The organism is Streptomyces sp. NPDC048002 (genome assembly GCF_040653275.1).
Taxonomy (GTDB): domain Bacteria; phylum Actinomycetota; class Actinomycetes; order Streptomycetales; family Streptomycetaceae; genus Streptomyces.
The window spans coordinates 155,404-181,329 of the sequence record NZ_JBEZNL010000006.1; the positions used below are offsets into that span (position 1 = coordinate 155,404).

Sequence of the window (25,926 nt, forward strand, 5' to 3'; positions counted from 1 at the left end):
CAGAATGGGGGGCGTGAGCAGTACAAAGGGAATCAGTGGCGCGGCGGGGGTGAACCTTCCGGTGCTGCGCGGGCACAACGACGCGCTCGTCCTCGACCTGCTGCGGGCGGCCGGTCCGGACGGGATCAGCCGGCTGGAGGTGGCCGAGCGGATCGGGCTGACCCCGCAGGCCGTCAGCAAGATCACCGCGCGGCTGCGGGCGGACGGACTCGCGGCCGAGGCGGGCCGGCGGGCGTCCACCGGCGGCAAGCCGCGCACGGCCCTGCGCCTGGTGCCCGGGGCCGGACACGCGGTGGGCGTGCACCTGGACCGGGACGCGCTGCGGGCGGTGCTGGTGGACCTGACCGGGACGGTGGTGGCCGAGCGGTCCGCCCCGCTGGACCTGGGCGCGGGCCAGCCCGCGGTGGTGGCGGGGGTGGTGCGCGAGGTCACCGCGCTGGTCGCGGGCCGGCCGCTGGGCACCCTGCTCGGGGTCGGCGTCGGCCTGCCCGGCCCGCTGGACCACGCCCGCGGGGTGCTGCACCGGGTCACCGGTTTCCCCGACTGGGACGGCTTTCCGCTCCGCGCGGAGCTGGAGCGGGCCCTCGCGGTGCCGGTGGTGGTCGACAAGGACACCAACGCCGCCGCTCTCGGGCTCGCGGTCGGCGGGGTCGGTGAGTCCTTCGCCTATCTGCACTTCGGGGCGGGGCTCGGCGGGGGGCTGGTGCTCGGCGGTGTCGTGCACCGCGGGGCGCGGACCGGGGCGGGGGAGTTCGGGCACCAGATCCTCCAGCTCGACGGTCCCGTCTGCGACTGCGGCAACCGGGGCTGCGTGGAGGCCCTGTGCCTGGCCGCCGTGGGCCGGGAGGACTTCGAGGAGGCCGCCCGGGTGCTGGGCACCGGCGCCGCGAACCTGGTGGCGCTGCTGGACATCGACGTGGTGCTGCTGGGCGGCCGTACGGTCGCGGCCCGGCCGGAGTGCTTCGTGGGCGGGGCGGCGTCGGTGCTGGCGGAACGGGGCCGGCGGACGGGGGAGGCCGCGGTGCCGGTACGGCTGGCGCCGGGCGATGGGCGGGAGGTCGCCGAGGGGGCGGCGCAGTTGCTGCTGGCGCCGCTGTTCGGGCGGGGCGAGGGGTGACGGGGCGGCGCCCCCTGCTGGTGCTGCCGCTGCTCTGATCGAGGGGACTTGCGGGGCCGTACGGGGTGGCTGACCCGGAGGGGCCACCCCCTCCGGCATGGTCATGTGTTCATGCGACTGTCTGATTCCGCCGCCCCTCTGCTCCTCGGCCTCGCCCTGCTCGGCGCGCCGGGCGTGGCGCACGCCGCCGACCCGGGGGACACCTGTACCGGCTCCGACGGCCGGACCTTCCCGTTAAGCACCGAGATCCGCGGGGGCCCCGACCGCTACGAACCCGGCGGCGGTTACGGCACCTGGTATCTCGACCTCACCAACAAGACCGGCCTGACCTGTCGTGATGTCCACCCCGTCGTGGTCCTCGTCGACGAGCGGCGCGCCCTGGAGCCCGACCAGCCCCAACTGGAGTTCTACGCCGGCGGCCGGGCCCACCCGGTCCGCTTCGAGACCACCGACGAGGACGAACTCGTCGGCCCCTTCGAGGGGTTCCCCGGATTCACCGTGGGTCCCCGAGAGACCGTCAGCGTGAAGGTCCGGCTCGCGCTGACCTCCGAGGCCGCGCCCAACCGCGTCACCGTCAACGCCGCCGTGGTGCAGCGCCACGACGACGACGGGGAGTGGATCGGTCAGAGCGGCGACTACCGCTTCGGCATCGGAACGGACCCCGTGGCCACCGAGCCCGCCGCCACCGGACCCGCCGCCACCTCCGCACCCCGGCCCACCTCCCCGGACGGCGAGGCCACCGGGGGAGCGGACCCGGGTACCTCCGCCGGGGCGACCCCGCCGCCCCTGGACTTCGCCGGGGAGGAACTGGCCAGCACCGGTACCCCCACCGCCGTCGCCGGGACCGTCGCCGCGCTGCTCGTCGCCGCCGGTTCCGCGCTGCTGTTCCTGCGGAGGCGTCGTTGACTCGGGTGCTGTTTCTGCGGAGGCGTCGTTGACTCGGGTGCTGCTTCTGCCGAGGCGCCGCTGAACGGGGCGCTGCTCCCCGGGGAGGCGCCGCCGAACCGGCCGCTGCTCCCGCGGAGGCGCCGCCGAACCGGGCGGGCCGGTCTGCGACGATCCCTTGCGTGGACTACCCGAACGACCAGGCTCCCGGCGCCCCCGTCCGCTCCGGCATCCCCGAGCACGGACGCATCCCGAAGTACTACGCGGTCAAGGCGCGCATCGACCGGCTGCTGGCGGACCTTCCCGAGGGCAGCGCCATCCCCACCGAGCGGGACCTCTCCGAGGAGTACGACGTCGCCCGCGAGACCGTACGGCAGGCGCTGCGCGAACTGGTGCTGGAGGGCAGGCTGCGCCGGCAGGGCCGCGGCACCGTGGTGGCCGGGCCGAAGCTGGAGCAGCCGCTGTCGCTCGCCAGCTACACCGAGGGCGTCCGCAGGCAGGGCCGCACCCCCGGCCGTACCCTCGTCACCCTCGACCGCTTCCCCTGCCCCGAGGCGCTCGCCGCGGAGACCGGGCTGACCCGCGGTGAACCGGTCTGGCACCTGGAGCGCGTCCTGCTCGCCGACGAGGAGCGGGTCGGCCTGGAGAGCACCTACGTGGCGGTCGCCCGGGTGCCCCGTCTGGACACCGCCTTCGACCCCGACTCCTCCTTCTACGCCTACCTCCACTCCGAGGGCATCGCCTTCGGGGACGCCGACGAGCGCATCGAGACCGTGCTCGCGACCCCCCGCGAGGCCCTGCTCATCGGCACCCCGCCCGCCCTGCCGATGCTGCTGATCCACCGGATCTCCCGGGACACCTCCGGTGAGCCCCTGGAGCGCGTCCGCACCCTCTACCGAGGCGACCGCTTCTCCTTCAGCGCCCATCTGAGCGGCTGACAATCGGCTGAAAAGCACCCTTCTGACCCGCCTTGTAGAATCACGAAACGATAACGGGTCTAGCCCAAACGTGATGGGTCGTTCACGCTCCCGTTGGTAGCCGGACCATTCCGGTTCCCCGAGTCCGAGGAGCGTTGCCGTCGTGAGAGTGATAGTCGTCGGAGCGGGCGTGGTGGGCACCCTGCACGCCCGGCAGGCAGTGGAACGCGGCCATGAGGTCGTACAGATCGAGCGCGAGGCGGAGGCCCGCGGTGCCTCACTGCGCAACTTCGGCCAGATCTGGGTCAGCGGCCGTGCCGCGGGCGAGGAGCTGCGGACCGCCCTGCGCGCCCGCGAACTGTGGGAGGAGATCGGCGCCCGGGTGCCGGGGCTGGGCTTCCGGGCCAACGGCTCCCTCACGCCCGTCCGCGGCGACCTCGAACTCGCCGTCGCCGAGGCGGCGGTCGCCGCGCCGGACGCCGCCGCCCGCGGCCACAAGCTGCTCACCCCGGCCGAGGCCCGCGCCCTGAACCCCGCCCTGCGCGGCACGTTCACCGCCGCCCTGTACTGCGAGCGGGACGCCGCCGTGGAGCCCCGCACCGCCCAACTCGCCCTGCGCGAGGAGCTGCTGAGGTCGCCGAGGTACACCTTCCTGCCCGGCCGCGAGGTCCGCGAGGTCACCGGCCCCGGCGCGGTCCGCGACGACCACGGCGACGTGCACCGCGGCGACGTCGTCGTGCTGTGCACCGGCGCCTGGCTCGGCGGACTCGTCCGCGAACTGGCCGGCCCCGGACTGCCGGTGCGCCGGGTCCGCCTCCAGATGATGCAGACCGACCCGCTGGGCGAACCGCTCACCACCTCGGTCGCCGACGCCGACAGCTTCCGCTACTACCCGGCCTACGGCGGCGGCGCCCTCGACGCGCTCGGCGCCGGGCAGCCGCAGACCGAGACCGCCGCCCGGCACCGGATGCAGCTGCTCATGGTCCAGCGCGCCGACGGCGGACTGACCATCGGGGACACCCACGAGTACGAGCACCCCTTCGCCTTCGACACCCTCGAAGACCCCTACGACCACCTCACCGAGGTCGTCGAATCCTTCCTCGGCCGCCCGCTGCCCAAGGTGCGGCGCCGCTGGGCGGGCGTGTACGCCCAGTGCACCGACCCCGCCCGTGTCGTCCACCGCCGGCAGGTGCGCGACGGGGTGTGGCTGGTCACCGGGCCCGGCGGGCGCGGCATGACCTGCTCGCCCGCGATAGCCGAGACCACCGCGAACGAACTGGGCTGGTGACAGACATGACCAACCACACCCACGACACCCAGCGCATCCGCGAACCAGACCGCGCGCGCGAACCAGACCGCGCCCACGACCCCGACGACCCCCACGACATCCGGCTCGTCGTCCTCGACATGGCCGGTACCACCGTCGCCGACGGCGGCCTCGTAGAGCAGGCGTTCGCCGCCGCCGCGCGGCACCTCGGCGCCGACCCCGCCCCGATGCTCGACCACGTCCGCGCCACCATGGGCGAGTCCAAGATCTCCGTCTTCCGGCACCTGTTCGGCGACGAGGCGAAGGCGCGGGCGGCCAACACCGCCTTCGAGGCGGCCTACGCCCACCTCGTCGACGAGGGCCGGATCGCGCCCGTACCCGGAGCCCGCGAGGCCATCGAGAAGCTCACCGCCCAGGGCCGGACCGTGGTCCTGAGCACCGGATTCGCCCGCCCCACCCAGGACGCCATCCTCGACGCGCTCGGCTGGCGGGACCTGGTCCCGCTGACGCTGTGCCCGGCCGACGCGGGGGGCCGCGGACGCCCGTACCCGGACATGGTGCTCAGCGCCTTCCTGCGCACGGCCGCCGCGGACGACGTCCGGCAGACCGCCGTTGTCGGCGACACCTCCTACGACATGCTCAGCGGCGTCCGCGCGGGCGCCGGCCTGGTCGCCGGTGTCCTCACCGGCGCCCACGACCGCGCGGCGCTCCGCGCGGCCGGCGCCGGCCAAGTCCTCGACTCCGTCGCGCAGTTGCCGGACCTCCTCGCATGAACAGCGGCATCCGCTTCGACGGCGTCACCGTCGCCTACGACGGCCAGGTCGTCCTCGACTCCCTGGACCTCACCGTCGCGCCCGGCGAGGTGATGGCCCTGCTCGGGCCGTCCGGATCCGGCAAGACCACCGCGCTGCGGGCGGTCGCCGGATTCGTACGGCCCACCGCGGGGCGGGTCCTCCTCGGCGACCGGGACGTCACCGGCCTGCCCCCGCACCGGCGCGGCATCGGCATGGTCGTCCAGCAGTACGCGCTCTTCCCGCACCTGCGCGTCGAGGAGAACGTCGCCTTCGGCCTCAAGGCCCGCCGGGTGCCCCGCGCCGAGCTCCGCGAACGGGTCGCCGAGGCGCTGGAGATGACCGGCATGGCCGCCTACACCCGCCGCCACCCCCGGGAGCTGTCCGGCGGCCAGCAGCAGCGCGTCGCCATCGCGCGGGCCCTCGCCGTGCGGCCCTCCGTCCTGCTCCTGGACGAACCGCTCTCCGCGCTCGACGCCCGCCTGCGCTCCGGCATGCTCGCCGAACTGGCCCGCCTGCACCGCGAACTCCCCGACGTCTCCTTCCTGTACGTCACCCACGACCAGGTCGAGGCGCTCACCCTCGCCGACCGGATCGCCGTCATGGACAGCGCCCGGCTCCAGTCCTGCGGCACCCCGCGGGAGTTGTACCGGGCGCCGGCCGACGAGTTCACCGCCTCCTTCGTCGGCAACGCCAACCTGCTTCCGGTGAAGGTGACTTCGGGCGGCGCCTCCTTCGCGGGGACCGGGATCGACGTCGACACCGCGCGGATCGCGCCCGGAGCGGCGGCCACCCTGTGCGTACGGCCCCACCTGGTGGGGCTGGGGGAGGGCCCCAACCGGCTGCGCGGCACCCTCGCCGAACTCCAGTGGCGCGGCCCCACGCACCGCCTCCACGTCGACGTCGACGGGCACCGGGTCATGGCCGACCTGCGCGAACTGCGCGACCCGCCCGCCCTCGGCGACCCGGTCACCGTGCACTTCGCCCCGGAGGACGCCGTACTGCTGCCCGCGGGGGTGAGCGGCGATGACGGCTGAACCCGCGGCGATGACGGCTGAACCCGCGGCGGTGCGGCCCGCCCCGCACCGCCCGCTCCGGGTGCGCCCGCTCCCCGCCCGGATGCGGCCCTGGCTGTGGGCGCTGCCCCCGGTCGGGCTCCTCGCCCTCTTCTTCCTCTACCCGCTCGCCCTCGTCGTCCGGCAGTCCTTCCGGCCCGACACCGGCGGCACCTCCCTCGCGCCCTACACCGAGGTCCTCGCCTCCGAGTCCTTCCGTGAGGCACTGTGGACCACGGTCTGGCTGGCGCTCGCCGCCACCGCCGGATGCGTGGTCCTCGGCTTCCTGCTGGCCCTGGTGATCGCCTTCGTCCCGTTCCCCGGGGCCCGGACGGTCTCCCGGTTCGTGGACGTCTTCCTCTCCTTCCCCTCCTTCCTCATCACCCTCGCCCTGCTGTTCGTCTACGGCACCGTCGGCATGGCGAACGGGGCGTGGACGTCCGTCACCGGCGCCGCCGAGGGGCCCTTCCGGTTCCTGGCCACGCCCTGGGGCGTCCTGCTCGCCGAGATCACCTACTTCACGCCGTTCGTGATGCGCCCGCTGCTCGCCGCGTTCGCCCAGCTCGACACCGCGCAACTGGAGGCGGCGTCCTCCCTCGGCGCGCGGGCGCCCAGGATCGTGCGGCGGATCATCCTGCCCGAGGCGCTGCCCTCCCTCGCGGCCGGCGCCGGACTGGTCCTGGTGCTCTGCCTCAACGAGTTCGGCATCGTGCTCTTCACCGGCGCCAAGGGCGTCACGACCCTGCCCGCCCTCGTCTACGGCAAGGCGATCCTGGAGTCCGACTACCCGGGCGCCTGCGTGGTCGCCGTCGTCAACGTCCTGATCTCCGTCGGCCTGTACGGCCTGTACCGGGTGGTGAGCCGTCGTGCTGGTGCATAGCCGCGGAGCCAGGTGGGCCGTGTGGGCGCTGTTCGGCCTGCTCTTCCTGCCCCTGTTCGCGCTGCCGCTGCTGGTGGTCCTCGCCGCCTCCTTCGCCACCCACTGGTCCGGCGTCCTGCCCTCCGGCCCCACCACCGAGCACTACGCGGCCGCTACCCGAGGCGAGGCCCTCCAGGCGCTGACCACCAGCCTGGTCACGGCCGCCACCGCGAGCCTGATCGCGCTCGCCGCCGGAACCTGGGCCGCGCTGAGCGCACAGGCCCTGGGCCGCCGCGGCCGCCGCCTGCTCGACGCGCTGTTCGTGCTGCCGCTCGCGGTGCCCTCCGTGGTCGTCGGACTGGCCGTCCTGGTCGCCTTCTCCCAGCCGCCGATGCTGCTCAACGGCACCCGGTGGATCGTGATCGTCACCCACACCGTGCTGGTCACCGCCTTCGCCCACCAGTCGGTGTCGGCCGCGCTGACCCGGCTCGACCCCGCCTACGAGCAGGCCGCCGCCTCCCTCGGGGCGAGCCCCTCCTACGTGCTGCGGCGGGTACGGCTTCCGCTGCTGCTGCCGTCCCTGTCCGCCGCCGCCGGCCTCTGCTTCGCCCTGTCCATGGGGGAGTTGAGCGCCACGATGATGCTCTATCCGCCGGACTGGACCCCGCTTCCGGTCCTGATCCACGCGGCCACCGACCGCGGCGCCCTGTTCACCGGGTCCGCCGTCGCCGTGGTCCTGATGACGGCGACGCTGCTGGTCCTGCTCGCCGTGTCCCGCGTGCGCACCCAAGCCTCCTACCGCTGACCGACCGGCACACCGGCCGGCCGCCCACCCCAACCGTGCAAGGAGTTCGCCTCGCCATGCCCAGAAACGTCCCGTCCGGCAGCGTCCTGTCCGGCAGCGTCCCGCCCGGACACCGCCGCACGCTCGCCGTAGCCCTCGCGCTGCTCGCCGCTCCCACGCTGACCGCCTGCGGCGGAGACTCCGCCGCCGACGCGAAGACCGTCACCGTCTACAGCGCTGACGGCCTGAAGGGGGAGAACGGCGACGGCTGGTACGACCGGATCTTCGCCGACTTCGAGAAGGAGACGGGCATCGAGGTCGAGTACGTGGAGGGCGGCTCCGGCGAGATGGTGCAGCGCGCCGCCCGCGAGAAGAGCAACCCGCAGGCCGACGTACTGGTCACCCTGCCCCCGTTCATCCAGCAGGCCGACGCCAAGGGGCTGCTCCAGAAGTACGTGCCCGCCGGCGCCGACCAGGTCGGCGGCGCCGACAAGTCCCCCGACGGGACCTGGACCTCCGTGGTCAACAACTACTTCGGGTTCGTCTACAACAAGAAGGAGCTGGACCGGGCCCCGGCGACCTGGGAGGAACTGCTCGACTCCCGGTACGAGGACAGGCTCCAGTACTCCACCCCCGGTGTCGCCGGTGACGGAACCGCCGTCCTCATCAAGGCGATGCACGACTTCGGCGGCGAACAGGCCGCGCTGGACTACCTCGGCGCACTCCAGTCCAACAACGTCGGCCCCTCCGCCTCCACCGGCAAGCTCGCCCCCAAGGTCGACAAGGGCGAACTGCTCGTCGCCAACGGCGATGTGCAGATGAACTACGCACAGTCCAAGGACATGCCCAACCTCGGGATCTGGTTCCCCGCGAAGGAGGGCGGCGAGCCGACGACGTTCGCGCTGCCGTACGCGGCCGGTCTGGTCACCGACGCCCCGCATTCCGAGAACGCCAGGAAGCTTCTGGACTACATGCTCAGCCGCACGGCACAGCAGCAGGTCAGCGAGATCGGCGGCGGCTTCGCAGCCCGCCAGGACGTCAAGGCGGTCGACGCCGACGCCATCGCCCTGAACGCCCTGATCAAGGACGTCGAGGTCTTCGAGCCCGACTGGGACGACATAGAGAAGAACCTCACCGACTACGTCGACCACTGGAAGTCCGCCACCGGCAACTGACCCGGCGACACCGCGCCCTCCCGGGTACGCCCGGTGAACGCGTCTCTCGTCAGCACCGGTGCCGACAACCGGTACCGGGTGATCGACGGGGTCAAGGTCAGTACTTCCTGACTAGGCTGAGGGCGTCGGTACGCCGTGGTTCCGGCGCCCCAGCTCATCCCGCACGTACGCCTGGAGTCCGCACATGGCAGACCGCAAGCCCATCGAGTCGTGGCTCACCGACATGGACGGTGTCCTGATCCACGAGGGTGTTCCGATTCCCGGCGCCGACGCCTTCCTGAAGAAGCTGCGCGAATCGGGAAAGCCGTTCCTGGTACTGACCAACAACTCCATCTACACCCCGCGCGACCTGCACGCCCGGCTCCGGCGCATGGGCCTTGAGGTGCCGATCGAGGCGATCTGGACCTCGGCGCTGGCCACCGCCCAGTTCCTCGACGACCAGCGTCCCGGCGGCTCGGCGTACGTGATCGGCGAGGCCGGTCTGACCACGGCCCTGCACGACATCGGCTACATCCTCACCGACCACGAGCCCGACTACGTCGTCCTCGGCGAGACCCGCACCTACTCCTTCGAGGCGATGACCAAGGCCGTCCGGCTGATCAACGAAGGCGCCCGCTTCATCGCCACCAACCCCGACGAGACCGGCCCCTCCACCGAGGGCCCGCTCCCCGCCACCGGCGCGGTGGCCGCCCTCATCACCAAGGCGACCGGCAAGCAGCCCTACTTCGCGGGCAAGCCCAACCCCCTGATGATGCGCACCGGTCTGAACGCGATCGGCGCCCACTCCGAGACCAGCGCCATGATCGGCGACCGGATGGACACCGACGTCCTGGCCGGCATCGAGGCCGGGATGCAGACGTACCTCGTGCTCACCGGCCTGACCCGGCCCGAGCAGGTGGAGAACTTCCCGTACCGGCCCTCCCGGATCGTCGACTCCATCGCCGACCTGGTCGAGCGGATCTGAAAACCCCCGGGAGGCGAACACAACCCGGACGGAGCAGTGGGACCCCGCTGAGGATGCGGGGTCCGTCACCCAGGAGGACGCTCCAGGTAACTGGAGGTTCACGATGGGCTCACTGAAAGTCACTCTCTGTACAGGGCTGGTGGTCGCCTTCACGGCGCTCGGACCGGCCGCACACGCGGCGGACGGGGGCGGCCTCTCGGTCAACCCCGCCTCGCCGGCCCCCGGCGGCGACGTGGCGCTGCGGATGACGGGCTGCTCGGAGAAGACGGCGAGCGCCGTCTCGGCCGCGTTCGTCAGCGACGTCAAGCTCACGGTCACCGACGGCGAGGGCACCCTCGTCGGCGAGAGCCGCGTCCGGTCCTCGCTGGAGATCGGCGCCTACGACGTCACCGTCACCTGCGGGGACGCCCGGCACACCGTGTCGATGCCGGTCGGCCACACCCCGTCCACGCCCGCCTCACCGGTCGCCCCGGTGAAGGCCGGCGGCGGTGGTTCCGCCGTCGACCTCGCGGCCGAGGACGCCGAGGGGTCCGGCGGGCCCGGCACCACGCACGCCGTGGTCGGCCTGCTCCTCGCCTCGGCGGCGGCGACGGCCGTGGCGCTCAGAAGCGCCCGCCGGAGACGCGGAACGGCCTGACCGTGTCCGGATCCGACCGCTTCTCCTTCTCCGGCCGGGTGGTGACGGTCACCGCCTGGACCATGCTGCTGCTCGGGCTGTGGCTGTGGGGCCGCGAGGTCACCGACGTCCACCCCGGCACCTCCGCGCCCACCACCGGCGACATGGCGGCGGTGGGCCGCCCGCCCGGCGGTGAACTGCCGCCCGCGGCCAGCCCGCTGGGGGAGGCCCTCCCCCAGCGGGTGGACATACCCGGCATCGCCGTCCAGGCGCCGGTGGTGGCCCGCGGCCTCGACCCGGAGGGCGCCGTCGACCCGCCGCCCTTCGACCAGCCCGGTGTCGTCGGCTGGTACGCGGCCGGCGCGACACCCGGCGCCACCGGAGCCGCACTCCTCGTGGGACACGTCGACACCGAGACCCGGCCCGCCGTCTTCTACAAGATCAGCGCGCTGAAGCCGGGGGAGACGGTCCGGGTGATCCGCGACGACGGGCGGGTCGCCGAGTTCACCGTCGACGACGTCCAGGTCCTCGACCGGGCCGGCTTCGACGCCGCCCGCGCCTACGCCGCCCGTGAACCGGGCCGCGCCGAACTGCGGCTGATCACCTGCGGCGGCACCTTCGACCGGGCCAGCCGCAGCTACACCGCGAACGTCGTGGTCTCGGCCTACCTCACGGGAACGGGACTGTGACGGCCACCGGGCCCGGTCGACGACCCGCTCCCCTGAAGCCGCCGACCGGGCTGGTCCTCGACCGCGCGCGCTCGGACTGCGGGAGTAGTCCAGCGGCAGGCACGGGAGGCTCTGATGAACACCACGGGGAGCGAGGAGGCCGGGGGCTGGGGCCGTCCGCTACGACTGTAGAACGGATGTGCGCCGCGGCCTAGAGGACCGCACCCCGGGCCACGCCAGGCCCCCTCCCGCCGTGCTAGGCCGTGTCCCCGGGCTCGTACCGCAACTCGGCGTCGTCGAGGGCCCGGTCGATCACGGCCTGCGCCACCAGGTCCAGCGCCAGCCGGTGCCGCCGCGCGTACCGCCGCAGCGCCACGAAGGCGTGGTCCGCGGGGGTCCCCCAGCGCTCGGCGAGCATGCCCTTGGCCTGCTCGACCCGCACCCTGCTGGACAGCGCCTCCTGCAACTGGCCCGCCAGCGTCCGGCACCGCGTGTACGCACGGTGGTTCTCCAGGCCCACGGCCGCCGCGTCGGCCAGCGCCTGCGCCAGCCGCAGCTCCCCGCCACCGCCCGCCGCACCCCCGGGCGGCGCCGACGCGAACACGTTCAGCGCGCCGAGCAGGCGCGCGCGACGCCGCAGCGGTACCGCGAAGGTCGCCGCGACCCCGTGCCGCAGCGCCCGCTCGGTGAACAGCGGCCAGCGCCCCCGCGCGTGCGCGAGGCCGAGCGGGACCGGCGGCACCGGCCGCCCGCTGCCGTAGGCGTCCGGACCGGGCCCGCCGCCGGTCTGCGCCCGGAGCAGGTCGAGCGCGAGGCCGGGAGGGCGGGTGCTGCCCGCCAGGGACACCGTCCCGCCCCGCTCGATCAGCATGAACCCGGCGGCCCGCGCGCCGAGCAGCTCCACACAGTGGTCCGCGACCCGCCGCAGATGTTCGGTGGCCTCGAACGAGGCGGTCAGGGTGTCCGCCGCCGCCACCAGGGCCGCCGCCAGCCGGGCCTCCCGGTCGGTGCCTCGCATGCCCGCCACCCCCTTCCCCCACGGCCTCCCCGCTCGCCGGCGCGCCTACGCCCGCCCCGGGCGGTGTAACAGCTCGCGGACAAGGCACGGACCGATCTCGTGTGCCCCAGGACAGGTATGTCAGGATTGAGCCTTGGAACGGGGCACCCAAGGGGGAGTTGGATGTACGGCAGGAGGGGGGCCCGCAGGGGGGCTTCCGCGATGGTGCTGGGGGCGGCGCTGCTGATCGCGGGGTGCTCGGACGGCGGGGACGACGGGGACGGCGCGCCGGACGGCGCGGGCGCCGGGATCACCCAGCAGCCCAAGGAGGTCGACCCTTTCTGGGTCAACCCGGAGGGCAACGCGGCACAGCAGGTGGCCGCCTACGAGAAGGCCGGCAAGGACGGCGACGCCGAGCAGATCCGCAAGATCGCCCAGCAGCCGACCGGGGAGTGGATCGGCCCGGAGAACCCGGAGGACGAGGCCCGCGGTTACACCGAGGCCGCGGACAAGGCGGGCCGCACGGCCCTGCTGGTCCTCTACAACATCCCGCACCGCGACTGCGGCCAGTACTCGCAGGGCGGCGCCGCCGACGGCAACGCCTACCGCGACTGGATCGACGGCGTGGCCCGGGGCATCGGGGACCGAGCGGCGACGGTCGTCCTCGAACCGGACGCGGTCCTGCACCTGGTGGACGGCTGCACCCCGGACGAGTTCCACGAGGAGCGCTACGACCTGCTCAAGGGGGCCATCGAGAAGCTGAAGTCCCTTCGGAACACCAAGGTGTACCTGGACGCGGGCAACGCCGGCTGGGGCCACCCCGACCAGATCTTCGAGCCGTTGCAGTGGGCGGGCATCGAGCAGGCGGACGGCTTCGCGGTGAACGTCTCGAACTTCTACACCACCGAGAGCTCCGTCGCGTACGGCAAGGGCCTGTCGGCCAAGGTCGGCAACAAGCCCTTCGTCATCGACACCAGCCGCAACGGCAACGGCCCCTACGAGCAGGGTGACGCCGGCGAGCGCTGGTGCAACCCGCCGGGCCGGGCCCTGGGCGAGACCCCGACCACCAAGACCTCGGACCCGCTGGTGGACGCCTACGTCTGGGTCAAGCGTCCCGGTGAGTCGGACGGCGAGTGCAAGGGCGGCCCGAAGGCGGGCCAGTGGTGGCCCCAGTACGCGCTGGGCCTGGCCAGGGCCTCGAAGTAGCGAAGCGGTACGACGAATCCCCGCGCCCCCTGGGAGAAGGGGGCGCGGGGATTCGTTTCTCCAGCGGCGGGCGGGCCGGTCCCTAGGGGACCTCGACCCACTGGGCCTCCGACGGGACACCCTGGTCGTCGACGACGAACAGCATGTACCAGCCGGACTGGACGAGGTTCTTGTTCTTCGGCACGGTCACCTTCACCTTGTCGCCCTCGGTGGTGAAGTCCAGCGCGATGGACCGCTGGTCCACGTCCGTGACGTGCGTGGCCGCGCTGGGCCGGATCAGCCGCACCTTCTTGATCGAGGAGGCGTGCTGCGAGGTGAAGGTTCCCGACCCGCCCCGCTCGATGGTCTTCGTCCCCGCGCCCAGCGAGGGCCGCGACCCCTGGTAGAGGTAGGGCGGGGTGTAGATCTCGATGCGCTGCTCGAACTCGCCCGGCTTGGTGTTGGCCTTGTCGGCGTACAGGGAGTCGGAGCCGAAGAACATCACGCGTCCGTCGGGCAGCAGGATCGACCCGGAGTGGTAGTTGCGGCCCACCAGCGGGTCGGCGACCTGATCCAGGGTGTTGTCCGTGGCGTCGTAGATCCGGGCCTGGAGGATGTTGGAGTCCCCGCGGCCCCGGTAGTCCTCGGAACCGCCCGAGATCAGCACGCTGTCGTCGGGCAGCACGGAGGCCTGCGGGTAGCGGGTGCCCTTCTCCAGCGAGGGCCCGTCCACGAACTCGGGGTCGTCCGCCTTCAGATCGATGATCCGGGTCTTCTCACTGGACAGCTTGGACTCGCCCACGCCGCCACCGCCGATGACCATGTACTTCTCGTCCTGCGCCGGAGGCAGCAGCACGGTCCCGGAGGTCTCCAGCCGGTCGGCGTCGCTGAGGCCGCGCAGCTTGGTGAACTTGTTGGTGTCGACGTCCCAGATACCAGGGTCGCGCCCGACGTCGTCGGGACCGTAGCCCGCGTTGGAGCCCGAGTAGAAGATCTTCCCGTTCTGCATCAGGAACAGCGCCGGATACGTGGGGAACTGACGCACCTTGTCGGTGTACGTCCACTTCTTGGTCTCGGGGTCGAAGACCTCGTTCTTGCCCGGCACCAGCTGCCCGATGTCGTCGAGCCCGGAGACGCTGAGGATCTTGCCGTCGCTCAGGGTGGTGAGCGTCGGGTACCAGCGGGCCTCCTTCATCGGGTCGACCTTGATGTACTTCTCGGCGACCGGGTCGAACTCGTAGGCGTCGCGGATGCCCTGGAAGTCCTTCTTGTCCAGCGCGAGCTTCTGCGCGATGCCGTAGGTGTTGCGCGTGTCCGTCCCGGACAGGCCCTGCACCCGGTAGTTGTCCTCGGTGCCGGTCTCGTACTTGGTGCCGCTCTTCTGCGCCTCGACGTAGATCCGCCCGAGCCCTGGGTCGTTGCGCAGGAACTCGCCGGTCTCCTCGTCGAAGACCTTCTTCGCGCGCGGCACCAGCACCGGGTCCTTGGAGACGAAGGTCTTGCCGTTCTCCTTGCCGGTGAACTTGGTCCCCGCGGGCAGCGTGATCGGCTTGTCCGGGTTCTCGTTGTGGACGATCATCAGGCCGCCGGCCTTGGTGACGTCGCCCTCCAGCTTCTCGTACCGCTTGGTGCCGCCGGCGATCAGCAGATTGCCGTTCGCCAACTGGGTGTGGCCCGTGCAGAACAGGTCGCTCGGGGTGTCCACCTTCTTGATGGTGCCCTTGACGGGGTCCCAGATCCGGGTGTCGAACTTCTTCGCGTCGAAGTTCTCCTGGTCGTTGCCCGAGCCCGCGACGAGCAGCACCTTCCCGGTGCGCAGCAGCGCCGCGTGGATGGTGTTCTGCTTGTACTCGTCGGGGAACTCGACGATCTCCCAGTGACCGTTGTCGGCTTTGTACTCCGGTCGGTTGATCTGGTACTGGTGGTATTTCTCGGTGCCGAAGCGGTAGAGCCACGGACCGTTCATCCCGGCCAGCGCGAGCACCACCGCCGTGCCTATCGCGAGTCGACGGACACGGCGGCGGCCGGCCTGGTCTTTCATTCCTTACGTCCCCCAAGTCCACCAAGGGCGATCTGCATGGTCTGGTCGGTGCCACCGCCCTGCGAGGCGGCCCAACTCGGCTTGTGCTGCGGGTTGTGGTGCGGGCCGGGCTGCGTGGGCAGCGGCTGCGCCTGGTACGCCGGGGCGGGCGCGCCCGACTCCGGCTCGGCCGGAACGGCCGGCTTCTTCCGCTCCTGACGCAGCATGTGGCGCCAGGCGAAGATGGGGGTGGCGGTGATCAGCATGGCGAAGGTCGCCCAGATGACCATCGCGGGGTGCGCGTGCCCGTAGACGAAGCCCACCGCGATCGACGCGCCGAAGATCAGGATGAAGTACCAGTGGTAGCGGAAGGTCCCGAACCACCGGTCGGGGCTGGCCGAGTCGCCCTTGGGCGTCACCACGAACTTGCTCTTGCGGCGCAGCGCCGAGTCGATCAGCGCCTTGGCGTACAGCGGCGCCGACAGCGCGGACATCACCATGCCGGCGACACCGCCGGAGCCCTCGGGCTCGTGCGGCGAGACGTTGTGGCGGCGGTTCCAGACGTACAGGCCGATCTGGAGGGCGGAGGCGTTGCCGTAGAGCATCAGCCAGATGGTCGGGTCGATGTCGACACCCGAGGCGCCCAGGCCCAGGAACAGCGCACAGCTCAGCGCCGCGAGGATCCAGTTGAGGGCGGACATCGGGTAGAAGATGATCATCATGGTGTAGTTGAAGAGCTTGCTCGGCGGGAGCGAGTACCAGCCCTTCCAGTACTGCTTGAGGATCGTCTCGTAGGTCCCTCGTGACCAGCGCATCTGCTGGGTGAAGAAGTCCGTCCAGGCGCTCGGGCCCTCGCCGACCGCGAGCACGTCGGGGGTGTACACCGAGCGCCACTTCTTGCCCGTCGCCGGGTTCTTGTGGCGGTGGATCTCGAAGCCGGTCGCCATGTCCTCGGTGATCGAGTCGTACAGACCGCCGATCTGCTTGAGCGCCTTGATCCGCACCGCGTTGGAGGTGCCCACGAACATCGGGGAGCCGTACTTGTTGCCCGCGCGCTGGATCAGGGCGTGGAAGAGGAACTGCTGGGACTCGGCGGCCTTGGTGACGAAGTTGTCGTAGTTGCCGTAGACCTGCGGGCCGATGACGAAGCCGATGTTCGGGTCGCGGAAGAAGCCGAGCATGCGCTCCAGGTAGTTGGGGAGCGGCACGTGGTCGGTGTCGACGGAGGCGAAGAAGTCGTAGTCGTCGCCGTGCGCGTCCAGCCAGGCGTTGTAGTTGCCGTGCTTGGTCTTGGCGCGGTGCGGTCCCTTGGCCTGGTTCCACTTGGCGATGCCCTTGCGGGAGAAGTGGTGCACGCCGAGCCGGGCGCACACCTCCTTGACCTCGGGGTCGTCGCCCTCGTCGAGCAGCCAGACGTGCAGCAGGCCCCGGTGGCGCAGCTTGACCGCCGCCTCCAGGGTCTTCGTCACCATCTCCAGCGGCTCCTTGCCGGGCACGAAGGAGGTCAGGAAGGCCACTCTGGTGCCGGTCTCCGGCACCACCGGGATCGGGTCGCGGGCGACCAGGGTGGCGTGCGCGTTGGACAGCACGTTCATGCAGCGGAAGAACTCGATCAGACCGATCGAGACCAGCATCACGACGTCGAGCGTGGGCAGGAAGTCGTAGGCCGGGTAGTCGCGCTCGGTCCAGTGCTCCGGCTGGAGCAGCCAGGCCAGCAGCACCAGCGACAGCAGCGGCGCGGCGGCGAGCATCAGGGCGACGCGTATGCGGTGCGGCTCCTGGGAGATCAGCGAGCGGTACTGCACCCGGTACGGCTTGTTCGGATCGGGCTGGGTGAGGGGACCGGCCAGCCGGCTGTAGTGCTCGTAGTCGTACTTCGGCAGCGTCTTCTTGATCCGCCGGAATGAGCCCGTCCGATGGGTGGGCACTCTGAGCTGAGTGGTTTCGGACGGGTCGGAGTTCGGCCGGGCGCCCGTCGGCGTCGACGTCATGAGTCATCCCCCCACACGCAGGTCACCGCGTGTCTGTCGGTTCTTTCGTCTGCTTCGGTCCCCCTCGACCTTCACAGACGTATCAGTGGTGGGTCGGCGTCACCACATCTTCAGCTTCATAGACATGGAAACGCGACCTTCCGGTTGCATGATGCCCCCCCTCGGCATCGGCTCGTGGACGGGGTCCCTCTCCCCGTCGAAACGCGCAACCGGTTCCCAGCCCCCCAAGTGCCGCGCACGGGCGGCATCTTGAAGAACCAGGGTTCTACGGCGTTCAGCATGATCGCAAGATACGAAACGCGGTGTTTACCGGTCATACGCGTTCATTGTGGCGCCTGTGGGGGTCTTGTGGGCCTGTTGTGGAAACCCTGCCCGGATATACGGGAAGCCCCTCGCGTCCACGAGGGGCTTCCCGGTCTGTGCGCCGCCAGGGACTCGAACCCCGGACCCGCTGATTAAGAGTCAGCTGCTCTAACCAACTGAGCTAGCGGCGCCTGCTGACATCGAGAACTCTACCGGACCCCGGAGGGTGCTCCGGACCACGCGGCTCCGCTCGGGGGCCGGTCAGCGGGGTGCTGTACATCATTCGGACCGTCAGCATGCGCGCGCCCAGGAGAGTTGAGAAACTGACGAACGTGTACACACACGGACATTTCACCCCGAAATGTGAGGGGCATCGCATGGGGACTCCGGTCTTCGAGGAAATCGATCCCGCGAGCGACTGCGACTGTCCCGGATGCGTCCACTGGCGCCGCGTCCTGCCGCGCGCCGGGGCGGGTCGCACGGGCGCCCATCCGGCCCACCGGACGGTGATCGTGGCGGCGGCCGCCACCGCGGCGCTCGGCGCGGGGCACGCCGTACCGGCGCTGGCGGCCCCGCAGGCTCCGGGACTGCCGGGACTGCCGGGACTGCCGGCGGCCGACGGGCCCGAGACGCCCCAGGGGACCAAGGCTCCGCTGCACGGCCCCGGCGGGGCGCCGGCCGAGCCGGCGAAGACACCGAGCACCACCCGGGCGGAGATCATCAACCGGGCCAAGCTGTGGGTGGCCGCCAAGGTGCCGTACAGCATGACCAAGTACTGGACGGACGGGTACCGGCAGGACTGCTCGGGGTTCGTCTCGATGGCCTGGAACCTGCCCGGCAACGAGTGGACCGGCTCGCTCGGCCAGTACGGCGTGCGCATCGAGAAGGAGGACCTCCAGCCCGGCGACATCCTGCTCTTCCACAACCCGGCGGACCCCCAGAAGGGGTCGCACGTCGTGATCTTCGGCGGCTGGACGGACTACACGCACACCTACTACGTCGCCTACGAGCAGACCCGGCCGACCGCCCGCCGGCAGTCCACCCCGTACACCTACTGGAGCTACTCCGACCGCTACGTCCCCTACCGGTACAAGGGGCTCGCCGGTGGTGCGGCGGGCAGTACGCCGGACCCGGCGGGGCCCGCCGAGCCGGCGGAGCCCGCCGAGTCGAAGGCATACCCCGGCCGGGCGTACTTCGGGCCGGGCGCCAACAACAAGCACGTGACCCGGCTCGGGCAGATGCTGGTCGAGCGCGGGGCGGCCCGCTTCTACTCCTCGGGGCCCGGACCGCGCTGGTCGGAGTCGGACCGGCGGGCCACCCAGGCGTTCCAGCAGGCCCAGGGCTGGCGGGGCCAGGAGGCCGACGGGCTGCCGGGACCGCACACCTGGACCCTGCTGGTCACCGGCAAGGGCAGGAACATCACCACCGGGGCGGCCGGACCGCCCGCGCCACCCTCCTCGCACGGGGTGCCCGGGTACCCGGGGCGGTCGGCGTTCCGGCCCGGGGCGAACAACGCCTCGGTGACGCTGCTCGGCAGGCAGCTCGTGAAGAAAGGGTTCGGCAAGTACTACACGACCGGTCCCGGACCCCGCTGGAGCGAGGCGGACCGGCGCAACGTCGAGGCCTTCCAGCGCGCCCAGGGCTGGCGGGGCGGCGCCGCGGACGGCTACCCGGGTCCGGAGACCTGGCGGCGGCTCTTCTCCTGAGACCGCATCCACGGGCGGCCGCTCCCGAGTGGGGCCGCCCGCAATCCCCTGTTGTGACGCATCTGGCGCGGAGGCTGGAGGCACCCATGACCACGACCGCTTCACCGACACCGGAGTCCCAGGGACCGGCTCGCCCGGCCCGGCTGATTCAGAACGAGTCCACCACCGAGATCCCCGTCCACCTGCTCTTCCGTGACGAACCCGCCCCGGTCGCCGTCCCGCTCGGGCCCGCGGTCGTCAGCCGCCGGGAGGGCACGGGGGAGCAGCCCCGGCTGCGCCGCCCGGCGGTCCGGGCACGGACCGTGCCCGAGCTGGACCCCGAACTCGCCGAGCGGCCCGCGCGGGTGCTGCCCGGCGCGGCGGGTGTGCTCGCTGGGACCTGCGGTCTCGCCGGCTGCGCGGTCACCTCCTGGTGGGCGGGCACGCTTCCACCGCTCGTCCTGGAGGCGCTGGGTCTGCCCGCGCTCGCGGGGGCGGGCCCCGGCCCCGCGCAGTGGGCCGCCTACGCGGGGGCCGGCGCCCTCGGCCTGATGGGCTTCGGCGGGCTCGCCCGGGGCCGGACCGGACGGGCCTGGGTGCTGGGCCTGTTCGGCCGGTACCGGGGGACTGTCCGGCGCACCGGCCTGATGTGGGTCAACCCGCTGCTGCTGCGCCGCCGGGTGGACGTACGGCTGCGGCACTGGCGCAGCGAGCCGATGCCCGCCGCCGACGCGGGCGGGGTGGCGCTGCGGGTGGTGGTGCTCGCGGTGTGGCGGGTGCGGGACACCGCGCGGGCCACGCTGGGCGTCGAGGACCACGAGGCGTATCTGCGCGAGTGCGTGGAGGCGGCGCTGGCCCGGGTGCCGGTGGAGGCGCCGGGGTCGGCGCGCGGTGGGGTCGAGGCGGCGGGGGAGGCGCTGACCCGGACGGTCGCCGCCGAGGCGGCCGCCGTCGGCGTCGAGGTCTTCTCGGTGCAGCCGGTCCGGGTGGAGTACGCGCCCGAGGTCGCCGCCGCCATGCACCGGCGCCGGATCGCCGCGCTGGACGCCCAGCACCGGGCCTCGGTCCTCACCTCGGTGGTGGACTCGGTGGAGGACACGGTGACCCGGCTGACCGTGCGGGGGCTCGTCGAACTCGACGACTACGAGCGCAAGGCGCTGGTGAAGGACCTGACGGTGGCGTTCTGCGCGGGGCGCGGGGAATCGGGCACGTGATTGGTATGGACATGTTCAACTAACGGTCATACTCTCGAACTTGGTCTAGACCTACTCTGCACGGCTCACTGCACATCCCCCACGTTCCCAGGAGCGGCAGCATGCGCAGAAAGACCAAGTTGTCCGCTGCCGTGGTCGGTCTCGCCACCACCGGAGCCCTCGTGCTCTCGTCCGGCGGGGCCAGCGGCCACGGCTACACCGATCTCCCCATCAGCAGGCAGAAGCTCTGTCAGAACGGCTCCGTGACCAACTGCGGCAACATCCAGTGGGAGCCGCAGAGCGTCGAGGGGCCCAAGGGCTTCCCGGGCTCCGGCCCGGCCGACGGGCAGATATGCAATGCGGGACTGAGTCAGTTCAGCCAGCTCAGCGCCCCGCGTACCCCCTCGGGCGCCGCCTGGCCGGCGAGCAAGGTGACGGGCGGTCAGAGCTACACGTTCCGCTGGCAGTTCACCGCCATGCACGCCACGAGCGACTTCAAGTACTACATCACCAAGCAGGGCTGGAACCAGAACCACAACCTGGCCCGTTCCGACCTCAACCTCACCCCCTTCCTGACGGTGCCGTACAACGGTCAGCGGCCGCCGTCCACGCTCTCGCACAGTGGCACGGTGCCGTCCGGGCTCAGCGGACGGCATGTGATCGTGGCGGTGTGGACCGTCGCCGACACCACCAACGCGTTCTACGCCTGCTCGGACGTCACGTTCTGAGCCTCCCCCCACGGTGGGTTCCCCGTGCGCCGGCCCGATCGGCCGGCGTGCGGGGCATCGGCATGGCTATCTGACGCTCCGTCAACTATGGTGCGCCGCCATGGAGTCCACGAGCATCGCCGAACTCGTAGGCGCGCGCTGGGGTGATCACCGCCCGGGGCTGTGGTCCGCGCGGGGGACGCTCACCCATACTGCATCTTCCGGGGGGCGACCCCCGGACCCCCGGCAGTTTCCCCGGTGCTGAAGGGGAGCCCGCTGGGAAAGGTGAAGGCCCCCCGCAATGACGGAGGGCCTTCTTCTGTGCGCCGCCAGGGACTCGAACCCCGGACCCGCTGATGCTGCATCTTCCGGGGGGCGACCCCCGGACCCCCGGCAGTTTCCCCGGCGCTGAGGGGGAGCCCGCTGGGAAAGGTGAAGGCCCCCCGTTGTCACGGAGGGCCTTCTTCTGTGCGCCGCCAGGGACTCGAACCCCGGACCCGCTGATTAAGAGTCAGCTGCTCTAACCAACTGAGCTAGCGGCGCATGACTCGCGCCAGCGGCAAGATCCGATGTCTCGCGGCTGACGACAGAGAAAATACTACCTGCTCCGACGGGGTGCTCCGAACCGGGCCCGAGGCGCACCCACCCAGGGGCGCGGGGAACTGCGCGACAAGCCCCCACCGCCCCGCGGCCGAAAGAACCACCCAGGACCTAGATCGCCAGAGAAAGCAGCACCGGCGCCGCGTTCCGGTTGAGCGCGTCCGCCGCCTGCTTCAGCCGATGCGCGTGCTCCACCGGCAGGGACAGCGCCAGACACCCCACGGCCGCCCCCGCCGTGATCGGCACCGCGGCGCACACCGTGCCCACCGCGTACTCTTGGAGGTCCAGGACCGGCACGGTCGGCGGCTGGGACTCCAGCCGGGAGAGGAGCAGCTTGTCGCTGGTGATGGTCCGGGAGGTGAGCCGCGCCATCTTGTGCCGGGAGAGATGGTCCCGCCGGCCGTTGTGGTCGAGCTGGGTCAGCAGGCTCTTGCCGACCGCCGTGGCGTGCGCCGAGTAGCGGAAGTCCACCCACTCGTTGACCGCCGGGGCGGCCGCGCTGTCCGCGTACTGGGTGACCTTCACCTCGCCGTCCTCGTACCGGCTGATGTAGACCGCGGCGCCGACCGAGTCGCGCAGCCGGTCCAGGGTGCGCTGGAGCTTCTCGCGCAGCGCGTCCTCCCGGTCGTGCGCCGAGCCCAGGCGGGCCAGCGCCTCGCCGGTCATGTACGCACCGTCGGCGACCTGCTCGACGTACCCCTCGCGGCGCAGCATCCTCAGCAGGCCGGTCAGGCGCTCCGGGCTGAGGGCGGTGTGCCGGGCGAGTTGGGCGTCGGTGATTCCGGTGCTGTGCCGCGCCACCGTCTCCAGGACGCGCAGCGCGTCCTGGGCGGAGTGGTACGGCGCGGTCGGCTCGTGCTTCAGCGCCACGGTTTCCCCCTGCGCTCGCTCGGTCGCACTATTACTGGGCCGTAATCAGGTCGGCGAAACATCTCCACGATAACCGGCAAACGGCGTGTAGTGAGCGGGTGTTGACGAGAATGTGGCGCCCTCAACAGGGTCACTGGCTCGCTGGCATATGCCAGGGGTATGTCACGCCGTCCGGACCTCCCGTGATGGCCCGCTCACCACCCGTAGTCACAGCACCGCGGCGAGAAAATCCCGGGTCCGGTCGTGCTCCGGATCGCTGAAGATCTTCTCCGGGGAGCCGGACTCGATGACCCGACCGGAGTCGAACATCAGTACCTGGTCGGAGATGTCCCGGGCGAAGTTCATCTCGTGGGTCACGCAGAGCATCGTGATGTCCGTGGAGCGGGCGATGTCCCGCAGCAGGTCCAGCACGCCCGCGACCAGTTCGGGGTCGAGCGCGGAGGTCACCTCGTCCAGCAGCAGCACCTGCGGCTGCATCGCCAGGGCGCGGGCGATGGCCACCCGCTGCTGCTGGCCGCCGGAGAGCTGGGCCGGGTGCGCGTCGCACTTCTCGGCCAGGCCCACCATGTCCAGCAGCCCCTTGGCGCGCTCCACCGCCTCGTCCTTGGACAGGCCGAGGACCGTGACCGGCGCCTCGGTGATGTTCCGCAGCACCGTCATGTTGGGGAAGAGGTTGAACTGCTGGAAGACCATGCCGATCTTCTTGCGGACCTCCCGCACCTCCGCGTCGGAGGCCGGGAACAGCTTCCGCCCGTCGACGGTGATCGTGCCCTCGTCGGGCTTGAGCAGGGTCATCAGCAGCCGCAGGATCGTGGTCTTGCCCGACCCGGACGGACCGATCAGGGTGACGTGCTTGCCCGCGTCCACGGAGAAGTCGAGGTGGTCCAGGACGGTGTTGTCGCCGAACCGCTTGGTCACCTGATCCAGCCGGATCAGCTCCCGGCCGCCGGCCGCGGGCTTCTTCTCGGGCGTGGGCACGGTCTCGGGGGTGTCAGTGGACAAGGCGTCGCTCCAGGGCTCGCAGGGCAAGGGAGGCCAGGTAGGAAATGACGATGAAGGCCACGCCGATCACCGTCAGGGGCTCGGTGAACTGGAAGTTCTCGCGGGCGAAGAGCTGTGCCTCGCCGAGCATCTCCAGCACCGTGATCGCCATCAGGATCGGGGTGTCCTTCAGCATGGCGATGACGTAGTTGCCGAGGGCCGGCACGACCCGGCGGATCGCCTGCGGAAGGATCACCGCGGTCCACGTCCGGCGCAGCGGCAGGTTCAGCGCCGTGGCCGCCTCCCACTGGCCCACCGGCACGGCCTCGATGCCCGCCCGGTACACCTGCATGGTGTAGGTCGAGTAGTGCAGGCCGATGCCGACCACGCCGGTGGTCAGGGCGGAGAAGGTCAGGCCCCACTCGGGCATCACGTAGAAGAGGAAGAACAGCTGCACCAGCAGCGGGGTGTTGCGGATGAACTCCGTGACGGTGCCGACCGGCCAGGTGACCCAGCGCGAGGGCACTCGCATCAGCAGGGCCCAGACCAGGCCCAGCAGGAAGGAGATCACCGAGCCGATGGCCAGGATCTGCAGGGTGACCAGCAGTCCGTCCCAGAAGTGCGGCATGAAGTCGGCCACCGCGTTCCAGTCCCAGTTCACGCGACACCTCCCACACCGGTGGCCTCGGGCTGCCGGGTGGCGGTGACGCCGCCCCGGGGCTCCTGGCCGACGCCCGCCTTCAGCTTCTTCTCCAGGCCCCGCATGAGCCGGGTGAGCAGGAAGGCGATGACGAAGTAGATCAACAGGATGTACGTGTAGATCTCCGCGCTCTCCTGGAGGGCCAGGCGCACCAGATTGCCGCTGAACGCCAGGTCGCCCATGCCCATGAGGGACACCAGCGCGGTGCCCTTGAGCAGCTCGATCAGCAGGTTGGAGAAGGGCGGGATCATCTCCGGCACCGCCTGTGGCAGCAGGATCAGCCGCATCCGCTGCCAGGGCGTGAAGCTGAGGGCGATGCCGCCCTCCTTCTGGGCCGGGTCGACGGCGGCGATGGCACCGCGCACGATCTCCGAGCCGTAGGCGCCGTAGGTGAGCCCCAGGGCGAGCGTGCCCGCCCACATCGGCACCAGCTGCCAGCCGAAGCTCAGCGGCAGCACGAAGTAGATCCAGAAGATCATGATCAGTGCCGAGGTGCCGCGGAACACCGTGGTGTAGAGGCCCGCGAGGAACCTGACCGCGCGGGACTCGTGTGTACGGGCGACGCCCACGACGAACGCCACCGCCGCGCCCAGCAGGGCACTGAGGACGAGCAGCTGGACGGTCGTCCAGACGCCCTGGAGGACGAGTTCCCAGAGTCCGGATGTCATCCGCCGCAGAGCTCCTTCGCGGTCATGTCCGTCATCTCGTTCTCGGTGAACCCGAACGGCCGGAGAATCCGGAGCAGTTCGCCGCTCTCCTTCAGCTTGTGCAGCTCCCGGTTGAAGGCGTCACGCAGGTTGGTCTCGCCCGGCCGGAAGGCGAACGCGCCGCCGTCGACGTGCGGTTCGCCGTTGACGATCGGCTTGAACGGGTCCGTCACCTCGGCCTTCGAGGACTTCTTCACCACTTCCCGGGTGGTCAGCGCCGTACCGGCGAAGACATCGGCGCGCCCGGTCTCGACCGCGTTCAGCCCCGCCACCTGGTCCGGCACGATCAGGATGTCGCCCCGGTCGTAGCCCGCCTCCTCGGCGTACGCGATCTCCGCGTACCCGGTGCCGGTCGCGAACTTGGCCTTCTTCTCGACCACGTCCTGGTAGTCGTGCAGGTCCAGCGGATTGCCCTTGCGCACGATGAACGAGTCGAGCATCTGGTAGTCGGGGTCGGAGAAGATGACCTGCTCGCACCGCTCGGGGTTGATGTACATCCCGGCGGCGACGATGTCGAACTGCTGGGAGTTGAGGCCCGGAATGAGGGAACCGAACTCTGTGGGAACCGCCTGCACGCGGTCCACCCCGAGCCGTTTGAAGATGACTTTCGCCAACTCCGGTGCTTCGCCCGTCAGTTCGCCGTTCTTGTCGATGTATCCGAAGGGGATCTCTCCGGCTATGCCGAGCCGGGCGACGCCCTGGGCCCGCAGCCGCTCCAGCAGCTCACCTCCCTCGGTGTCCGACGCGGTGGCGACGCGCGAGCAGCCCGCGGCGCCCAGCGCGCCGAGTGCCGCCACCCCCGCTAGCAGCGTTCTTCGCCTGGTTCCGGATGTGTGGTCGTCATGTGCCAGTGGTGGAGCCATGGCGGCGCGGCTACCCGAGCCGATGC

The 25,926-nt window shown here is 71.3% G+C and carries 24 protein-coding genes and 2 tRNA genes; 16 read left to right on the forward strand and 10 right to left on the reverse strand.

Annotated features, from left to right (window positions below; translation table 11 throughout):
- The first annotated feature begins 4 nt into the window (after positions 1–4).
- The 12 genes from AB0E07_RS11305 (at position 5) to AB0E07_RS11360 (ending at position 11,119) form a co-directional block, all read left to right on the forward strand.
- Positions 5–1,117 (forward strand): ROK family transcriptional regulator, encoded by a 1,113-nt coding sequence (locus tag AB0E07_RS11305; RefSeq protein WP_362248647.1) that lies wholly within the window; start codon positions 5–7, stop codon positions 1,115–1,117.
- A gap of 111 nt (positions 1,118–1,228) precedes the next feature.
- Positions 1,229–2,023, forward strand: coding sequence for an LPXTG cell wall anchor domain-containing protein (locus AB0E07_RS11310; protein ID WP_362248651.1), 795 nt, complete (start codon positions 1,229–1,231; stop codon positions 2,021–2,023).
- A 161-nt stretch (positions 2,024–2,184) separates the two neighbouring features.
- Complete coding sequence (locus AB0E07_RS11315) at positions 2,185–2,940, forward strand: GntR family transcriptional regulator (protein WP_362248654.1); 756 nt, start codon at positions 2,185–2,187, stop codon at positions 2,938–2,940.
- A gap of 142 nt (positions 2,941–3,082) precedes the next feature.
- On the forward strand, positions 3,083–4,207 hold the full coding sequence (locus AB0E07_RS11320; protein WP_362248657.1) for a TIGR03364 family FAD-dependent oxidoreductase: 1,125 nt from the start codon (positions 3,083–3,085) through the stop codon (positions 4,205–4,207).
- 119 nt (positions 4,208–4,326) lie between these two features.
- Positions 4,327–4,959 (forward strand): HAD family hydrolase, encoded by a 633-nt coding sequence (locus tag AB0E07_RS11325; RefSeq protein ID WP_362249067.1) that lies wholly within the window; start codon positions 4,327–4,329, stop codon positions 4,957–4,959.
- Positions 4,956–6,014 carry an ABC transporter ATP-binding protein gene (locus tag AB0E07_RS11330; protein WP_362248660.1) on the forward strand — a complete coding sequence of 353 codons (1,059 nt, stop codon included), beginning with the start codon at positions 4,956–4,958 and terminating at the stop codon, positions 6,012–6,014. The genes AB0E07_RS11325 and AB0E07_RS11330 overlap by 4 nt, the downstream gene beginning before the upstream one ends.
- Positions 6,004–6,912 carry a 2-aminoethylphosphonate ABC transporter permease subunit gene (locus AB0E07_RS11335; protein ID WP_362248662.1) on the forward strand — a complete coding sequence of 303 codons (909 nt, stop codon included), beginning with the start codon at positions 6,004–6,006 and terminating at the stop codon, positions 6,910–6,912. Before AB0E07_RS11330 ends, AB0E07_RS11335 begins: the two co-directional genes overlap by 11 nt.
- Positions 6,899–7,696 (forward strand): ABC transporter permease subunit, encoded by a 798-nt coding sequence (locus tag AB0E07_RS11340; protein ID WP_362248665.1) that lies wholly within the window; start codon positions 6,899–6,901, stop codon positions 7,694–7,696. Before AB0E07_RS11335 ends, AB0E07_RS11340 begins: the two co-directional genes overlap by 14 nt.
- Before the next feature lie 56 nt (positions 7,697–7,752).
- Positions 7,753–8,850 (forward strand): 2-aminoethylphosphonate ABC transporter substrate-binding protein, encoded by a 1,098-nt coding sequence (locus AB0E07_RS11345; protein WP_362248668.1) that lies wholly within the window; start codon positions 7,753–7,755, stop codon positions 8,848–8,850.
- Between the two features lie 184 nt (positions 8,851–9,034).
- Positions 9,035–9,814 (forward strand): HAD-IIA family hydrolase, encoded by a 780-nt coding sequence (locus AB0E07_RS11350; RefSeq protein ID WP_362248671.1) that lies wholly within the window; start codon positions 9,035–9,037, stop codon positions 9,812–9,814.
- 103 nt (positions 9,815–9,917) lie between these two features.
- Positions 9,918–10,451, forward strand: a complete 534-nt coding sequence (locus AB0E07_RS11355) for a hypothetical protein (RefSeq protein ID WP_362248674.1) — start codon at positions 9,918–9,920, stop codon at positions 10,449–10,451.
- Positions 10,452–10,453: 2 nt separating this feature from the next.
- Positions 10,454–11,119, forward strand: a complete 666-nt coding sequence (locus AB0E07_RS11360) for a class F sortase (protein WP_362248677.1) — start codon at positions 10,454–10,456, stop codon at positions 11,117–11,119.
- 235 nt (positions 11,120–11,354) lie between these two features.
- Here AB0E07_RS11360 and AB0E07_RS11365 read toward each other — a convergent pair whose 3' ends face one another.
- Complete coding sequence (locus tag AB0E07_RS11365; RefSeq protein ID WP_362248680.1) at positions 11,355–12,116, reverse strand: GAF and ANTAR domain-containing protein; 762 nt, start codon at positions 12,114–12,116, stop codon at positions 11,355–11,357.
- Positions 12,117–12,278: 162 nt separating this feature from the next.
- Between AB0E07_RS11365 and AB0E07_RS11370 the strand changes: the two genes are divergently transcribed.
- Positions 12,279–13,301: a glycoside hydrolase family 6 protein gene (locus AB0E07_RS11370; RefSeq protein ID WP_362248683.1), complete on the forward strand. Its 1,023-nt coding sequence runs from the start codon at positions 12,279–12,281 to the stop codon at positions 13,299–13,301.
- Between the two features lie 82 nt (positions 13,302–13,383).
- Here AB0E07_RS11370 and AB0E07_RS11375 read toward each other — a convergent pair whose 3' ends face one another.
- The 3 genes from AB0E07_RS11375 to AB0E07_RS11385 all read right to left on the reverse strand — a co-directional run bounded on the left by AB0E07_RS11375 (position 13,384) and on the right by AB0E07_RS11385 (position 17,785).
- Positions 13,384–15,321 (reverse strand): kelch motif-containing protein, encoded by a 1,938-nt coding sequence (locus AB0E07_RS11375; RefSeq protein WP_362248686.1) that lies wholly within the window; start codon positions 15,319–15,321, stop codon positions 13,384–13,386.
- Entirely contained in the window at positions 15,318–17,291 is a 1,974-nt protein-coding gene (locus AB0E07_RS11380) for a glycosyltransferase family 2 protein (protein WP_362248689.1), read from the reverse strand. Before AB0E07_RS11380 ends, AB0E07_RS11375 begins: the two co-directional genes overlap by 4 nt.
- A gap of 420 nt (positions 17,292–17,711) precedes the next feature.
- Positions 17,712–17,785: transfer RNA gene (locus AB0E07_RS11385), tRNA-Lys, on the reverse strand.
- A 186-nt stretch (positions 17,786–17,971) separates the two neighbouring features.
- On the opposite strand from AB0E07_RS11385, the gene AB0E07_RS11390 reads away from it, so the two are divergent.
- The 3 genes from AB0E07_RS11390 (at position 17,972) to AB0E07_RS11400 (ending at position 21,200) form a co-directional block, all read left to right on the forward strand.
- Complete coding sequence (locus AB0E07_RS11390; RefSeq protein ID WP_362248692.1) at positions 17,972–19,300, forward strand: peptidoglycan-binding protein; 1,329 nt, start codon at positions 17,972–17,974, stop codon at positions 19,298–19,300.
- 86 nt (positions 19,301–19,386) lie between these two features.
- Entirely contained in the window at positions 19,387–20,493 is a 1,107-nt protein-coding gene (locus AB0E07_RS11395) for an SPFH domain-containing protein (protein ID WP_362248695.1), read from the forward strand.
- Between the two features lie 101 nt (positions 20,494–20,594).
- Positions 20,595–21,200, forward strand: coding sequence for a lytic polysaccharide monooxygenase (locus AB0E07_RS11400; RefSeq protein ID WP_362248699.1), 606 nt, complete (start codon positions 20,595–20,597; stop codon positions 21,198–21,200).
- A 448-nt stretch (positions 21,201–21,648) separates the two neighbouring features.
- On the opposite strand, the gene AB0E07_RS11405 is transcribed toward AB0E07_RS11400, so the two are convergent.
- The 6 genes from AB0E07_RS11405 to ehuB all read right to left on the reverse strand — a co-directional run bounded on the left by AB0E07_RS11405 (position 21,649) and on the right by ehuB (position 25,900).
- Positions 21,649–21,722 (reverse strand) — tRNA-Lys (locus AB0E07_RS11405).
- A gap of 168 nt (positions 21,723–21,890) precedes the next feature.
- Positions 21,891–22,649, reverse strand: a complete 759-nt coding sequence (locus AB0E07_RS11410) for an IclR family transcriptional regulator C-terminal domain-containing protein (RefSeq protein ID WP_362248702.1) — start codon at positions 22,647–22,649, stop codon at positions 21,891–21,893.
- A gap of 207 nt (positions 22,650–22,856) precedes the next feature.
- On the reverse strand, positions 22,857–23,627 hold the full coding sequence (gene ehuA / locus AB0E07_RS11415) for an ectoine/hydroxyectoine ABC transporter ATP-binding protein EhuA (RefSeq protein WP_362249070.1): 771 nt from the start codon (positions 23,625–23,627) through the stop codon (positions 22,857–22,859).
- A 13-nt stretch (positions 23,628–23,640) separates the two neighbouring features.
- Entirely contained in the window at positions 23,641–24,291 is a 651-nt protein-coding gene (gene ehuD / locus AB0E07_RS11420) for an ectoine/hydroxyectoine ABC transporter permease subunit EhuD (RefSeq protein ID WP_362248705.1), read from the reverse strand.
- Positions 24,288–24,998 carry an ectoine/hydroxyectoine ABC transporter permease subunit EhuC gene (gene ehuC / locus AB0E07_RS11425; RefSeq protein ID WP_362248708.1) on the reverse strand — a complete coding sequence of 237 codons (711 nt, stop codon included), beginning with the start codon at positions 24,996–24,998 and terminating at the stop codon, positions 24,288–24,290. Before ehuC ends, ehuD begins: the two co-directional genes overlap by 4 nt.
- On the reverse strand, positions 24,995–25,900 hold the full coding sequence (gene ehuB / locus AB0E07_RS11430; RefSeq protein ID WP_362248711.1) for an ectoine/hydroxyectoine ABC transporter substrate-binding protein EhuB: 906 nt from the start codon (positions 25,898–25,900) through the stop codon (positions 24,995–24,997). The genes ehuC and ehuB overlap by 4 nt, the downstream gene beginning before the upstream one ends.
- Between the last annotated feature and the right edge of the window lie 26 nt (positions 25,901–25,926).

Coding starts and splice junctions, on each gene's coding strand:
- AB0E07_RS11375 (WP_362248686.1), bottom strand. CDS start 15,321: ATGAAAGACCAGGCCGGCCGCCGCCGTGTCCGTCGACTCGCGATAGGC.
- AB0E07_RS11355 (WP_362248674.1), top strand. CDS start 9,918: ATGGGCTCACTGAAAGTCACTCTCTGTACAGGGCTGGTGGTCGCCTTC.
- AB0E07_RS11400 (WP_362248699.1), top strand. CDS start 20,595: ATGCGCAGAAAGACCAAGTTGTCCGCTGCCGTGGTCGGTCTCGCCACC.
- AB0E07_RS11330 (WP_362248660.1), top strand. CDS start 4,956: ATGAACAGCGGCATCCGCTTCGACGGCGTCACCGTCGCCTACGACGGC.
- AB0E07_RS11350 (WP_362248671.1), top strand. CDS start 9,035: ATGGCAGACCGCAAGCCCATCGAGTCGTGGCTCACCGACATGGACGGT.
- ehuB (WP_362248711.1), bottom strand. CDS start 25,900: ATGGCTCCACCACTGGCACATGACGACCACACATCCGGAACCAGGCGA.
- AB0E07_RS11390 (WP_362248692.1), top strand. CDS start 17,972: ATGGGGACTCCGGTCTTCGAGGAAATCGATCCCGCGAGCGACTGCGAC.
- AB0E07_RS11370 (WP_362248683.1), top strand. CDS start 12,279: ATGTACGGCAGGAGGGGGGCCCGCAGGGGGGCTTCCGCGATGGTGCTG.
- AB0E07_RS11365 (WP_362248680.1), bottom strand. CDS start 12,116: ATGCGAGGCACCGACCGGGAGGCCCGGCTGGCGGCGGCCCTGGTGGCG.
- AB0E07_RS11380 (WP_362248689.1), bottom strand. CDS start 17,291: ATGACGTCGACGCCGACGGGCGCCCGGCCGAACTCCGACCCGTCCGAA.
- AB0E07_RS11335 (WP_362248662.1), top strand. CDS start 6,004: ATGACGGCTGAACCCGCGGCGATGACGGCTGAACCCGCGGCGGTGCGG.
- AB0E07_RS11305 (WP_362248647.1), top strand. CDS start 5: ATGGGGGGCGTGAGCAGTACAAAGGGAATCAGTGGCGCGGCGGGGGTG.
- ehuC (WP_362248708.1), bottom strand. CDS start 24,998: ATGACATCCGGACTCTGGGAACTCGTCCTCCAGGGCGTCTGGACGACC.
- AB0E07_RS11395 (WP_362248695.1), top strand. CDS start 19,387: ATGACCACGACCGCTTCACCGACACCGGAGTCCCAGGGACCGGCTCGC.
- AB0E07_RS11325 (WP_362249067.1), top strand. CDS start 4,327: ATGGCCGGTACCACCGTCGCCGACGGCGGCCTCGTAGAGCAGGCGTTC.
- AB0E07_RS11345 (WP_362248668.1), top strand. CDS start 7,753: ATGCCCAGAAACGTCCCGTCCGGCAGCGTCCTGTCCGGCAGCGTCCCG.
- AB0E07_RS11310 (WP_362248651.1), top strand. CDS start 1,229: ATGCGACTGTCTGATTCCGCCGCCCCTCTGCTCCTCGGCCTCGCCCTG.